Below are 13,384 nucleotides of genomic sequence, written 5' to 3'. Positions count from 1 at the left end.
ATTAATCAAACAATTTACTTGTTGATTGTTCGTTCTCAATTAATTTTAAGGCATTACCAATCAGCTTGCCAACTGAAACGATCACCATTTTATCAATTCTCTTGTCTTGCGGAACAACAATTGAGTCAGAAACAATTACTTGCTTAATTGCTGGATCCGAAAGATTCTTTTTAGCGTCTTCGGTAAGAACTGGATGAGTTGCAACCACATAGACTGCTTTAGCCCCAGCGTTCATAATTGCTTTAGCGGTAATCTTCATCTTATCACCTGTCACAATCATGTCATCAACTACAATTGCGTTCTTACCCTTCACATCACCAATGATCGTGCTAGGTACTTTACTGTAGTCCTCAGGATCTCGATTATCAACGATGGCAATTGGAAGATTCAAGTATCCAGCCATTCCCCGTGCTTTAGCAACACTATTGTAATCCGGTGAAACAACAACAGCATCATCACTTACATCGTGCTCTTTTAAGTAATTTCCCATCAATTCAAGTGACCTTAAATGGTCAACAGGAATATCAAAGAATCCCTGGATTTGAGCAGCATGTAAATCAAGGGTAACGACTCGATCAACTGCGCTAGATTCAAGAAAAGTAGCAATTAGCTTAGCAGTGATTGGTTCCCTCGAACGTGCTTTACGATCCGATCTTGAATAACCATAGTACGGAATCACCACATTAATTGTATTCGGACTGGTTCTTCGAACGGCATCAATCATAATCATTAGTTCCATTAAATTATCATTAACCGGATCAGAAAGTGATTGGACAATATATACATCATCACCACGAATGCTTTCATTAATCGTAATTTGAATTTCACCATCACTAAAGTGATTGATGGTGGCTTTACCAATATCCATTCCACTAGCTTCAGAAATCTTTTCTGCTAGCGGACGATTTGAATTTAACGCAAAGATCTTTGCTGATCTATCTTCTTTTTTAGTTTTCACCATCGAATTTTCCCCTCATAACCAACTAATTACTAAGTACATTATAATCGAAATCTCACTATTTATCATTATTAAAATTTTGAGGGGTAATTCCCTGCATTCCAATCATTGGATCAATATCATTATCCAAAATCTTCTCCTCTGACAAAATAAAGTCAGCCGGATTATTGTCCTTGGAATTTGTTGACGTTTCTTTTTTTGCACCAATTACTTTAGGCTCATATTCTTCATTAATTACATATTGTAAACGCTGCTTCAACGTCGTTTTTCGATTAACGGACTCATTTTCAATGCATTCCTCAAACGAATTTGGGTCACCTAACATAATCAACATTTTAGATGCCCGAGTAACTGCAGTATACAATAAGTTTCTTTTAAGCATTCTTCGGTACTGTGGAACAATCGGAAGAATCACCATTTTAAATTCACTTCCCTGTGCTTTATGAATTGAAGTACAGTAAGCAAGCGTAAGCTGGTTCCAATCATTTCTCGTATAAGTAACTTCATTTTGATCAAATGCGATCGTCAATTTATCAAGATAATGCTTATTTTCTTTATTAATTTCAATTCCAACAACCTTACCAATATCACCGTTAAAAATGTTGTTTTCAGGTACGTTAACCAATTGAAGGACCTTATCGCCAATTCGATACTTAGTTCCTCGATAATCAACTTCCTTTTGTGCTTCTGAAGTTGGTGGATTCATAATATTCTGAATCTCCACGTTGAGACGATCAATCCCAGCCGATCCCCGATACATTGGTGCAAGAACTTGGACATCAGTCGAACTGAATCCCTTAACCTTTGCTTTATTAACCACTTGTTTAATTACTGATTCAACTTGTTGCGTATTACAATTAATAAAGCTGCGATCCCGTTGATTTACTAAAAGTGTTTGGGGCATCACTCCATTTTTAATGTCATGGGCCAATTCCACAATCGTCGATCCATCATTCTGTCTATGAATCTGATTAAGCTCAACACTTGGAATAGTATGCGATCGAAGCAAATCATAAAAAACTTGTCCTGGTCCAACTGATGGAAGTTGATCTTTATCACCGACGAAAATAACTTTCATCCCATTAGGAATGGCTTGGCTTAAAATCTTAAATAAGTCCGTATCAACCATCGACATCTCATCAACAATTAATAAACCACCCTCTAAATCATTAGCGGCCTCTTCATCACCGTGACCAGTTAAACCTAACAATCGATGGATGGTACTAGCTGGAATCTTAGTGGAGTCACTCATTTTTTTAGCAGCACGCCCAGTTGGAGCAGCAAGTAAGACCGGGTAAGCCTGTTCCTTATAATCATTAATATCTAAGGACAAGTCATTAGCTTTCGCAAACGTTCGTACAATTCCATTAATAATGGTAGTTTTCCCGGTTCCTGGTCCACCAGTGAGTAAGAAAGCCGGATTAATCATGGCCTCATTGATGGCTTTCTTTTGCGATTCATCGTACTCAATTCCAACTTCTTTTTCGACTTTTTGAATTATTTTTGAAAAATCATGAGATTGTTGTTTATCCTGTCCACTTTGCTCAATTCTCTTCATATTTTCAGCAATTCGTAACTCATCATCATACAGATTTTTTAGATAGATTTTATCTTCGTCAACAACAATTTTTTGATCTTTAGCTAAATCGTACAGCTCTTCTCCAAGCTTTTTATTATCAATTTGTTGGGTTCGATCTGTTTCCAGAATACGGGTACTCTCTTGCATCAATTCTCTAGTATCAGAGTAAGTGTTCCCACTTTTAATTGAAAGTGAGTCTAAGGCCGTCAGCAAGCCAGCACGGAGACGACCTTTGGCATTGTAATCTACCCCCACTTTGTTAGCAATCCGATCAGCCCGTTTAAAACTAATTCCAGAAATATCTTCAACTAGTTGATAAGGATTCGTCTTAATAACTTCTAAAGCCTGTTCCTTATACTTCTTAAAAATTGCAGACGCTAAATTACTACCAAATCCATAACTATTTAGTCCAACAATTGTCTGTTCAACCCCATTATTTTCATGGACAGTTTGACTAATCACATCTTTTTGCTTTTTTGTTAATCCAACTGAATTTAACACGGCTGGATTTTCCAAAATCTTTTCAATTAAACTAGTTCCAAGTTGGTTAACAACCTTTTCGGCCGTCTTGGGGCCAATTCCAGTAAATTCACTTCCAGATAAGTAATTAATTAAGCCTTTTTTGGAGTTTTGACCCACACGTTCATAATTTTCTGCTTGAAACTGCTTTCCATATTTAGGATGATCAACTAATTTTCCAACAAAACGGTAAGTAACATCATCACTAATATCCGCAAAGTTCCCGGTTATAACAATTTCATCTTCGTGCCAGTCTAAGTTAGTTTCACTAACCTTTACCAATAAAACCTTATAAAAGCTATCAGAACTCTCAAAAAAAGTTGTCTGAACTTGTCCTTTGACATAGGGATGTTCATCTTGAGCTGAATTATTCAATTTTTCATTGGTTTGAAACAAATCCATTGATTCAGACAATTATCTTCTCCTATTTCGGATCATTACGTTTGGGGTCATCTGGATGATCCTTTTTTTGTTTATTTAATTGCACTACTTTCTCAATGTCTTTAATCTGACTTTGCTTGGCATCAAAGTTTTTCTTATCATACTTTTCCGCCTTTTTAAAGTAATCCTTAAATGGCTCCCCAAGAACCATTGCAATCAGACCACGATCAAAATTAGCTTTGCCATCATGAGGATCATTTTTTAAAACCCGGTCATAAAAATCAGCTGCTTGATCAAAGTCACCAAGGGCCATTAAACATTCACCCATCATTTTATTAATTTCAGGGTCCTGTTTCGCTAATTCTTGGGCCGTTAATAAGAACACTAATGCACGTTTATAGTCTTTTTTACCCATGTAACTCTGTGCAAGCATTACGTAGGCATCTTTTTTAAGCCCTGGATCATCAACTTGTTGAAACTGATGAATTGCTTTTTCAAATTCACCCGCAGAATAATATACGTTACCTAATCCATATAACAATGTACTTTTTGCTTTTTTACTTGAATCACCAAACAATCCTAAGGCTTTCATCAACAATTCTTCGGCCTGCGTATAACTCTTCAATTCAACCAAAAAAACACTTAAATCGTAGTAGGTTCGATAATCTTTCGGATGATCATCAATATCCTTAACCAACTTATGAAGAGTCACTTCAGCTTGTTTTTGTCGCGGATCTTCGGTTGGTTGTTGCTTACGTTCGTTATCTGTCATATTCTGACTCCTATTATACTAAATCTGACTTTTCAATCCTTTTATCTAAATAACTAGTATCATTCCAATCAATTAACTGATAAGTTTTACCGCTATCATTAGTCTCGATAATGGTGGTACTAGTATTAGCTAATCCACCACGTTTTCTGAGATCCTTTAAGGGAATCCCTAATAGTGAATTAATTAACGCGTTAAGGGCTGCCCCATGACTTACAATTAAAATATTATCGTCACGGTCGTAATTTCGAGCAATTTCATCGATTTTGCTACGCATTCTTTTGATTAAGGCTGGGAAAGTTTCGCCACCAATGGCCTCAGGCTGATATTTTTCAGGATGATTTCGAAAAGCATCGAATTCTGCTGGAAATTTTCTTTGCACGTCAGTAAATTTCATTCCTTCCATCTTACCTAAATGAAATTCCTCAAGCCGACTATCCAGTGAAATGGAAGACGGATATTTTAACCAATCTTGAATTCGAAATGCAGTCGTACGAGCTCGCTTAATCGGACTCGCGTAAATATGAGCAAAATGAATCCCTGACAGATACTTTCCAGCCTGATCCATTTCGTGATAGCTATCGTCTAACAACGGGGAATCTCCGCCGGCACCTTGATAACGGCTTTCTAGATTCCATTCTGTTTTTCCATGCCTTACAAAATAAAGTTTCATGATAAACCCTCTCACACATTAATCTAGCCCTATTATGCCAGTTTAGAATTAAATTATCAAAAAAAGTCCGACCCCTAATGAGTCGAACTTTTTATTTGATTATACGTACTGTAACTGATGATCATTTTTAAATGCTGCATCAATCGTAGCGGTACCTAGACACTCTTGACCATCGTAGAAAACTACAGCCTGTCCAGGAGTAATCGAACGAACTGGTTCATCAAAAACCACCTTAACGTGATCGTTATCTTCAACATGAACGGTAACTCCAGTGTCTTTTTGACGGTACCTAAACTTGGCAGTACAGTGAAAATCATTTCCGCGCGTATTGGAATCAATCCAAGATAGTCCGGAAGCCGTTAGATAATCCGCATATAAGTGTTCGTTATGATAACCCTTTCCAACATACAAAATGTTTTTGGAAAGATCTTTTCCAACCACAAACCACGGAAGATTATCGTAGCCATCTCCACCGATACCTAGGCCCTTTCTTTGACCAATTGTATAATACATCAAGCCATTATGCTGACCCTTAACTTCGCCATCAAAGGTCATCATTTTGCCGGGCTTAGCTGGCAAATAATGACTAAGAAAATTATTAAAATTATTAGGACCAATGAAACAAACTCCCATTGAGTCTTTTTTGTCTGCTACCCAAAGGTTTGCTTTTTTTGCAATTCTTCGGACATCTGGTTTAGTCATCCCACCAACCGGAAACATTACTCGATCCAATTGGTCTGCTGAAAGCTGACTTAGGAAATACGTCTGATCCTTATTAAGATCAGTGGAACGTAAAAGATGATTATGACCATCTTTATCACGCTTCAATTGAGCATAATGCCCCATTGCAATATAATCGGCACCTAAATCCATGGCATACTCGAGAAAAGCTTTGTACTTAATCTCAGTATTACAAATTACATCAGGATTAGGAGTTCGTCCTCGTTTGTATTCCGCAAGGAAATACTTAAAGACACGATCCCAATACTCATGTTCAAAGTTGACAGAATAATATGGGATGCCGATTTCGTTAGCAACATGAGCAACATCTTTGTAGTCTTCAGTAGCGGTACAGACACCGTCAGCATCGGTATCATCCCAGTTCTTCATAAAGACGCCAATAACATCGTATCCTTGTTGTTTGAGTAAGTAGGCAGCGACTGAAGAATCAACTCCACCACTCATTCCAACAACAACACGTGTTTTACTGTTATCTTGCATAACATCACCATCATTCTTTAGATTCTGAAAATCTACGATTTGAAGGTCGCAATTCCAGTATTTACTATCTTACTCTATTAAATAAGGTTCATGCAACCTTCGGCTCTTTAAACCCTTCGAAAAACCTTCCTTAAGATCATATTTTGCATAATAAAATTGAATTGATCCCGTTCCTCTAAATGTTTATCATTTGAAAAAATATCAACGTCATTCATTTCATTACCATCAACAATCGCCATCTTAAATTCGGTCATATCGGAATTAATGGTGATTTTTAATTTCATCGCGTTTTTACTAAAGGGTGATTCTGGATCAATTGATTTTTTATAGGCAAAGTTACCACTCTTAGTGTTACTAAATCCAAGATCCAGAAGTGTATACTTTTTGATTTCAGGACTTAACTCATATTTAGTATCTCCACCCTTTAGCTGAAGTGACTTTGAAAATGCCATTACTTTTTATTTCCCTTCTTCAAGCGCTTTACAATTGCCGTGATTTCAGTAACTAATTTTTGAATATCTTCATCAGTCGTATAGGCCCCAAAGCTAATTCGAATTGACTCTGAGATTCTGGGACTTTCCTTACCAAACATTGCTGTCAAAACATGTGACGGCTCTAAACTCCCAGCCGTGCATGCCGATCCACCGGAAACTGCAATTCCAGCTAAGTCTAAGTTAGTTTGCATTACATAAGTCGAAATTCCCTTGATCCAAATATTGAGAACATGGGGAAGAGTATTGTCACTCATTGATCCATTAACATCAATGTCAATTCCGTTATTAGTAAGACCATCGACTATCTCACGCTTAAATCGTCTAAAGGTTTCTCTTCGTTGTTTTTTCTTCTCACTTGGAAGGTTTTTGACTGCCGTAGCAAAACCAGAAATTTGGGGAATATTTTCCGTTCCAGCACGACGCTTATCTTCTTGATCGCCACCCATAATGTAACTGGTAAAATTAATTACATTTCGACGATACAAAAACCCGATCATTTTTGGTCCATTCAGCTTATGAGCTGAAGTTGAAAGGAGGTCAATATGATCCTTCTTAACATCAATATCCAACAATCCATAGGCCTGAACGGCATCAGTATGAAACCAAGCTTGATGGTCTTTAAGCAATTCACCAATTTCATGAATTGGATTTTTACTGCCGACTTCATTATTACCGGTCATGATGGAAACTAAGATCGTATCATCATCAAGGGCATCCTTTAAGTCGTCCATCGAGATATTACCATGTTCATCCACTGGCAGATAGGTCACCCTAAATCCATGATCTTCCAAATATTTCATGGGCTTTAAAATGGCTTCATGTTCAATAGAAGTCGTAATGATGTGTTTACCAAGACTTTGACGTTCCTCAGCCGTTCTAATTACTGCAGTATTATCGCTTTCTGTTCCACCACTAGTAAAAACAATTTCATTGTCATTGGCATTGATACTTTTAGCAATCACATGACGACTATCTTCCAAAATCTCCTTGGATTGTCTACCGAGTTGATACAAAGTTGATGCGTTTCCAAAGTTATTCTTAAACTTATCGTACATATCATTTAATACTTCGCTTGATACTGGTGTGGTTGCGGCGTTATCCAAATAGATCTCACCCATTTAAATCATCCCTCTATGCTTCTTCTGTATTCTTAAATAAATTTAGTAACATCTGGGCCGACCGTTTCCCGGCATCGACAACAAATTCGTCAAAACTTTGGTTAGCATCTTCATCACCAACGTCTGACATCGCTCTAATCACCACGTAAGGAATCTTAAATTGATGAGCAACTTGACCAACAGCTGCCCCTTCCATCTCAGCGGATAAAGCATCCGGGAAATTCTTTAAAATATCATCAATCATTTTTTGACCAGCAATAAATTGGTCACCAGTAACGATTAATCCTCGCTTAGGATTAATCCCAGTGTCTTTTGATGCGTCTGAAATCTTATTGATCCAGACATTTGAAGCATCAAATCGAGCAGGCTGACCAGGTAGTTGTCCGTATTCATAGCCGGCAGCCGTTGCATCAACGTCATGATAAGCGGTCTGGGTTGAAATTACTAGATCACCAACACTAAGACCATTTCCAATTCCAGCGGCCGACCCAGAATGAATCAATACGTCAACGTCAAAGTTTTCTAATAAAATTGCGGCCGTAATGCCAGCCTCAACTTTCCCAATTCCAGATTTAACTAAAATGACGTGTTGACCGTCAATCGTTCCATCGTAAAATTTAATTCCATTAATATCTTTTTCTTTTTCATCTTTTAATGCCGACTTCAAAGACTTAATTTCCTCATCCATGGCACAAATAATTCCAAATGTTTTCATTATTTATTCTTCCCCTCAAGCTACCCAACAAATCGCATAATTGCCAGTACAATTATGATTAGTACTAACAATATTAAAATGACGACATTTAATCTTCTACCAAGTCGTTTTCGCTTATATTCAGAAGCATCTCGTCTTTCGCGCTCATATGAATCGGGTTGGGCATTATCATATTGATTAAAATTTGTTTCCGTTGGTTGATCATTTTTGGAACGGTGAAATAATCGACTAAACCAGTTTCGCTTTTTAGATCGATTATACCGTGTCTCCTGATTTTCAGAATTATGATCATATTCAACATTGTGTCTCCTATCAGCATCACCATACATTCGCTGATATTGCGATCTTGTCATATTAGATTGATCGTCTTTTTTATCATTAAACATATTGGTCGCCTACTTCTGCATCAATTCCCAGTATTGAATTGCCATAATTGTCTTAGCATCAATAATTTGGCCATCTTTTAGCATTTGTTTTGCTTCGTCCAAGCTATATTCATCAATTTCTAAAAATTCACCTGGATCTCTTGGTAATTTATTTTTAACGGGAGTTAATCCCTGGACTAAGTACAGATACATGTATTCGTCTGAGATCCCAACTGACGGATAAAATGAATAAAGCTGTTTAATATCCTTCGCATTAAATCTAACTTCTTCATTTAGCTCTCTTTTGACAGCATGAATCGGTGAATCATCATCACGATCATCTAACTTGCCAGCGGGAATTTCCAACATGACACGTTTAGCTGGTGCCCGCCACTGTTTTTCCATAATCATTTTATTACCTGAGGTGATTGCAAGCATTGCTACCGATTTGCAGTGATGAATAATCTCACGTGAAGCTAATTTTCCGTTAGGAAGTTTAACTTGTTGTTCTTCAACTTGTGCAATTGGCCCCTTATAAACTGGTTTACTACTGATTACTTTTTCTTCAAAATCCATGATAGTCACCTTCCAAAAATAGTTTAACGATAATGTGAATTCAATGCAACGGCTTTAGTCCTGATGCAAAACCACCTTTGCCGCCTGAAAACCGTGTTGTCCCATTGCTTTTACAAAGTCAACGGAATCTCCAGCTTTAATTTGCTTAGGATTACCAGAAATAATTCCCGTGATATGCATAAAAACATCATCAGAATTGGGAACCTGAATGTAACCAAAACCCTTATCTCTTTCGTAACTTTTAATTGTGCCTTTCATTACGTAATCACCTCTTTGTTAATAAAAAATCGGGAACAAGTCCCGATTTAATTATTTTTCTTCAAATCCTTCTGTAGCAGTTTCAGGAAACTCTTCCTTTACAATTTTAGCACAACGACCACAAAACTCAGGATAATCTGGATCAGAACCAACGTCTTGTTTAATAAGACGACAACGAACACAAGTCTCACCATTAGCATGTTCTACCTTAATGGCTAAATTATCATCAAAACGATTAGCTTGATCATCAACATCATCAATTGATTTAACGTCTAATTGAGACACCATTAAAATTTGTCCAATATCAACATTTAAATCATTAAACATTTTTTTGGTCGCATCATCAACGTATAATGTCAGTTTAGCCTCAGAAGGCTTACCAATAACCTTATCATCTCGAGCTAATTCCATGGCTTTCAGAACGTTTTTCCTTAACTTCATAAATTGGTCCCATTGACTACGAACCGTATCTTCTCCACTAAAGTGCTTAACTTCTGGCATTTCAGCTAATTGAACAAATTCTTCAGGTTCATCCAAGAAACTCCAAATTTCTTCGGTCGTATGAGGAATAATGGGAGTCATTAACTTGGTTAAAGCCACTAAAATGGTGTATAACACCGTCTGCATTGAGCGACGACGCTGACCATTTTTAGGATCAATGTACAAAATATCCTTAGCAAAATCTAAATAAAAAGCAGACAAATCACTGGTAATAAACGATAGTAATTCTTTATTAATACTCATAAAGTCATACTGATCGTAATCATCTTTAACGTTTTGAATCAACTGATTCAAACGAATTAACATGTATTGATCGACAGAATTCATATCTTCATATTTAATTGCATCAGATTCAGGATCAAAATCACTAGTGTTAGCCAGCATGTATCGAATCGTATTTCTAATTTTCTTATAGCTGTCAGAAACTACCTTAAAGTTCCCCATCGACACTCTAACATCGGCAGAGGTATCAACACTTGTAACCCACAAGCGCACGATATCAGCACCCATTTGTTTAATAACATCGCTTGGGGCAATCGTGTTTCCAAGTGACTTGCTCATTTTATGACCTTTTTTATCAAGCGTGAATCCCTGTGATAGAACATGCTTGTAAGGAGCAATATCAGCGTATGCAACACTCGTAATCAAACTAGAATTAAACCATCCACGATACTGATCTGATCCTTCAACTACTAAATCTGACGGATAGGTTAAATTAGGACGTTCTGCTAAGACACCTTGATGAGAAGTACCAGAATCAAACCAAACATCCATAATATCAGTTTCCTTGGTAAATTTACCATTTGGAGAATGCTTACTGGTAAAGCCTTCTGGGAGAAGGTCCTTTGCATCTCTCTCAAACCAAATATCTGAACCATATTGGCCAAACAAGTCGGCAATATGTTCAATGGTCTCATCGGTGATAATTGGCTCACCATCCTCACCATAGAAGATTGGTAGTGGGACTCCCCAAACTCGTTGTCTTGAGATGACCCAATCTCCGCGATCACGAATCATGTTATAAAGTCGTTTTTGACCCCAGCTAGGATTAAAACCAACGGTATCAATGGCATCCAAAATTTCTTTTCTGATCTTATCAACCGAAGCAAACCATTGGGGGGTTGCACGATAGATAACTGGCTTCTTAGTTCTCCAATCAAAAGGATAACTATGTTTATATGGCATGTAATGGATAAGTTGACCCTGTTCCTTTAACTTATCTAATGCGATTTGATTAGCATCTTCGTAAAAGACACCTTCAAAATCAGGACCAGCTTCTTTAGTTAGGTACCCCTTGGAATCAACGGGTGCAAAGACGTCTAATCCGTATTGCATCCCAATATTATAATCATCTTCTCCAAATCCAGGAGCAGTATGAACCAAACCTGTTCCAGCATCATTAGTAACAAAATCACCGTTCATTACTACTAGTTGACGACTACTATCAAACGGATGTTGGGCCTTAATGTTATCAAGATCTTTACCCTTTACGGTTTGTAAAGTGCGGACATTTTTCCATCCAAACATTTCAGCATCTTGATCCAGTAAGTCGGTTCCAATCACATATTTCTTGGGATCATCATCGTGTTGAATAATTGAATAGTCAAAATCAGGTTCAACCGTAATCCCTTCTGAACCAGGAATGGTCCATGGGGTCGTAGTCCAAACTACCATATAAGTATCATTATCAAGGACACCATTTCCATCAATCACCTTCTCAGCAAAGAAAGCGGATGGGGAAGTCACATCATGGTATTCTACTTCTGCTTCAGCAAGTGCTGATTCTGATGACCACGACCAAATTACAGGTTTAAGTCCCTTATAGATCAATCCACGATCTGCCATTTTACCAAAAACACGCACTTCAGCAGCTTCATATTCTGGCATCAACGTTAAATATGGATTATCCCAATCAGCAGACACACCTAATCGTTTAAATTCATCACGTTGTCTATCAACTTGTTTGAGAGCATAATCATGACAAAGTTTACGAAATTCATTCGTAGACATTTTCTTTCGATTATATCCCTTCTTTTTAAGTTGCTGTTCAATGGGTAGTCCATGAGTATCCCATCCGGGTACATAAGGAGCTCGATATCCATTCATTGATTTAAAACGAACAATCATATCCTTGGTAATCTTATTCATAGCATGACCCATGTGGATATCACCATTGGCATATGGTGGTCCATCATGTAATACAAATGATGGTTTGCCCTCATTTAACTTTTGACGTTGCTGGTAAAGCTGATTGTCTTCCCAAACTTTTTCTCGTTCAACTTCCTTTACAGGAAGATTACCTCTCATCTTGAACTTAGTCTTACCTAAATTCAGCGTATCCTTAATTCTCATAGTATCCTCCTCAAAATAAAAAAGACCTCGTCTAATAGGGACGAAGTCTTCGTGGTACCACCCAAATTCAAAATTAACCATAGTTAATTTTCTCATTGCATAGATTATCAATGAAGTGATCTTTTACTAATAACTACTTTATTAGGCTCACACCACCCCTAATTCGCTGAAAAGGTCATTAATAACTTTCTGTCTTCAATCTACCGTTATTTATGTAGCTTGTCATTGGGATAAATCTCAACTGTAGGATCAGTATATGGTCCCGATACCGATTCAACAATCAATTGATCATCTTGATCTTTTGTTGAATCATCATTACTAGATGAGTCTACACTCACCAAAGCTTGCTTGTCAAGGTTCTTAACGGCCTGCTGAATCTCATCATAATTATTAAAATTACTAGAATCAAGTAATTTATTCCAGTCTTCATTCTTAGCAAAATCTAACTGACTTTGTAACATTCCAATCATCTTTTGACGGAAAGTCTTAATGCTATTCCGAAAATCATCGGTTGCAATTGAGAGACTCTGAGCTTGTTTGGTAGTTGCACCCATAATTTGATTAGACTTGTCAGTAGTGTCAGCTAAGATTGAATCAGCTTGCTTTTGTGCGTTTTGTTTAATCTCATCAGCTTCGCTTTCGGCATCCTTCTTAACTTTATCAGCTGCTTCTTGAGCAACTAAAATTGATTGATTCAAGGAATTCTTAAGGTCATCATAGTAAGTGAGGTCTTTTTTGGTTTTCTTTAATGATTTTTTCAGTTCCTCATTCTCATCTTGCAGAATTTGGTAATCTTTAGTGAGTTGGTCTAAAAAGTCATTGACTTCATCAATGCTATATCCTCTCATTTTTAGTGAAAACTTTTTATCATGAATATCTTGGGCAGTAAGTGTCATAATATCCCT

13 protein-coding genes are annotated in these 13,384 nt (G+C 37.2%); all 13 read right to left on the bottom strand.

Annotation, left to right across the window (positions count from 1 at the left end; all coding sequences use genetic code 11):
* Position 1 precedes the first annotated feature (1 nt).
* Positions 2-961, bottom strand: a complete 960-nt coding sequence (locus AC6UD2_RS02770) for a ribose-phosphate diphosphokinase (protein ID WP_500697959.1) — start codon at positions 959-961, stop codon at positions 2-4.
* A 55-nt stretch (positions 962-1,016) separates the two neighbouring features.
* Positions 1,017-3,458 (bottom strand): SF1B family DNA helicase RecD2, encoded by a 2,442-nt coding sequence (recD2, locus tag AC6UD2_RS02765; RefSeq protein ID WP_500698143.1) that lies wholly within the window; start codon positions 3,456-3,458, stop codon positions 1,017-1,019.
* A gap of 22 nt (positions 3,459-3,480) precedes the next feature.
* Positions 3,481-4,209: a tetratricopeptide repeat protein gene (locus tag AC6UD2_RS02760; RefSeq protein WP_500697958.1), complete on the bottom strand. Its 729-nt coding sequence runs from the start codon at positions 4,207-4,209 to the stop codon at positions 3,481-3,483.
* A 13-nt stretch (positions 4,210-4,222) separates the two neighbouring features.
* The gene (locus tag AC6UD2_RS02755; protein ID WP_500698142.1) at positions 4,223-4,882 is read right to left on the bottom strand and encodes a histidine phosphatase family protein; all 660 of its coding nucleotides are present in this window, start codon (positions 4,880-4,882) and stop codon (positions 4,223-4,225) included.
* Between the two features lie 96 nt (positions 4,883-4,978).
* Positions 4,979-6,100: a tRNA 2-thiouridine(34) synthase MnmA gene (gene mnmA / locus AC6UD2_RS02750; protein ID WP_010021223.1), complete on the bottom strand. Its 1,122-nt coding sequence runs from the start codon at positions 6,098-6,100 to the stop codon at positions 4,979-4,981.
* 107 nt (positions 6,101-6,207) lie between these two features.
* Positions 6,208-6,552 carry a hypothetical protein gene (locus AC6UD2_RS02745; protein ID WP_010021222.1) on the bottom strand — a complete coding sequence of 115 codons (345 nt, stop codon included), beginning with the start codon at positions 6,550-6,552 and terminating at the stop codon, positions 6,208-6,210.
* Positions 6,552-7,712 (bottom strand): cysteine desulfurase family protein, encoded by a 1,161-nt coding sequence (locus AC6UD2_RS02740; RefSeq protein ID WP_500697957.1) that lies wholly within the window; start codon positions 7,710-7,712, stop codon positions 6,552-6,554. Before AC6UD2_RS02740 ends, AC6UD2_RS02745 begins: the two co-directional genes overlap by 1 nt.
* Before the next feature lie 13 nt (positions 7,713-7,725).
* The gene (locus tag AC6UD2_RS02735; protein ID WP_039144891.1) at positions 7,726-8,427 is read right to left on the bottom strand and encodes a 5'-methylthioadenosine/adenosylhomocysteine nucleosidase; all 702 of its coding nucleotides are present in this window, start codon (positions 8,425-8,427) and stop codon (positions 7,726-7,728) included.
* Between the two features lie 20 nt (positions 8,428-8,447).
* Entirely contained in the window at positions 8,448-8,813 is a 366-nt protein-coding gene (locus tag AC6UD2_RS02730; protein WP_500697956.1) for a hypothetical protein, read from the bottom strand.
* Positions 8,814-8,822: 9 nt separating this feature from the next.
* Positions 8,823-9,368, bottom strand: a complete 546-nt coding sequence (locus tag AC6UD2_RS02725; RefSeq protein WP_010021216.1) for an NUDIX hydrolase — start codon at positions 9,366-9,368, stop codon at positions 8,823-8,825.
* 54 nt (positions 9,369-9,422) lie between these two features.
* Positions 9,423-9,626 carry a cold-shock protein gene (locus AC6UD2_RS02720; protein ID WP_010021215.1) on the bottom strand — a complete coding sequence of 68 codons (204 nt, stop codon included), beginning with the start codon at positions 9,624-9,626 and terminating at the stop codon, positions 9,423-9,425.
* A 51-nt stretch (positions 9,627-9,677) separates the two neighbouring features.
* Positions 9,678-12,479 carry an isoleucine--tRNA ligase gene (ileS, locus tag AC6UD2_RS02715; protein WP_500697955.1) on the bottom strand — a complete coding sequence of 934 codons (2,802 nt, stop codon included), beginning with the start codon at positions 12,477-12,479 and terminating at the stop codon, positions 9,678-9,680.
* A gap of 206 nt (positions 12,480-12,685) precedes the next feature.
* Positions 12,686-13,375 carry a DivIVA domain-containing protein gene (locus AC6UD2_RS02710; RefSeq protein ID WP_500697954.1) on the bottom strand — a complete coding sequence of 230 codons (690 nt, stop codon included), beginning with the start codon at positions 13,373-13,375 and terminating at the stop codon, positions 12,686-12,688.
* Positions 13,376-13,384 lie beyond the last annotated feature (9 nt).

The sequence above is a fragment of the Fructilactobacillus sp. X2R5C2 genome (assembly GCF_059901375.1).
The sequence above is the reverse complement of the archived record's forward strand: the minus strand, read 5'-3'. Positions and strand labels throughout refer to the sequence as shown.

Bases quoted from the DNA above. Each gene is read 5' to 3' on its own strand.
- AC6UD2_RS02740 (WP_500697957.1), bottom strand. From the start codon at position 7,712: ATGGGTGAGATCTATTTGGATAACGCCGCAACCACACCAGTATCAAGC.
- ileS (WP_500697955.1), bottom strand. From the start codon at position 12,479: ATGAGAATTAAGGATACGCTGAATTTAGGTAAGACTAAGTTCAAGATG.
- AC6UD2_RS02710 (WP_500697954.1), bottom strand. From the start codon at position 13,375: ATGACACTTACTGCCCAAGATATTCATGATAAAAAGTTTTCACTAAAA.
- AC6UD2_RS02730 (WP_500697956.1), bottom strand. From the start codon at position 8,813: ATGTTTAATGATAAAAAAGACGATCAATCTAATATGACAAGATCGCAA.
- mnmA (WP_010021223.1), bottom strand. From the start codon at position 6,100: ATGCAAGATAACAGTAAAACACGTGTTGTTGTTGGAATGAGTGGTGGA.
- AC6UD2_RS02770 (WP_500697959.1), bottom strand. From the start codon at position 961: ATGGTGAAAACTAAAAAAGAAGATAGATCAGCAAAGATCTTTGCGTTA.
- AC6UD2_RS02720 (WP_010021215.1), bottom strand. From the start codon at position 9,626: ATGAAAGGCACAATTAAAAGTTACGAAAGAGATAAGGGTTTTGGTTAC.
- AC6UD2_RS02745 (WP_010021222.1), bottom strand. From the start codon at position 6,552: ATGGCATTTTCAAAGTCACTTCAGCTAAAGGGTGGAGATACTAAATAT.
- recD2 (WP_500698143.1), bottom strand. From the start codon at position 3,458: ATGGATTTGTTTCAAACCAATGAAAAATTGAATAATTCAGCTCAAGAT.
- AC6UD2_RS02725 (WP_010021216.1), bottom strand. From the start codon at position 9,368: ATGGATTTTGAAGAAAAAGTAATCAGTAGTAAACCAGTTTATAAGGGG.
- AC6UD2_RS02760 (WP_500697958.1), bottom strand. From the start codon at position 4,209: ATGACAGATAACGAACGTAAGCAACAACCAACCGAAGATCCGCGACAA.
- AC6UD2_RS02735 (WP_039144891.1), bottom strand. From the start codon at position 8,427: ATGAAAACATTTGGAATTATTTGTGCCATGGATGAGGAAATTAAGTCT.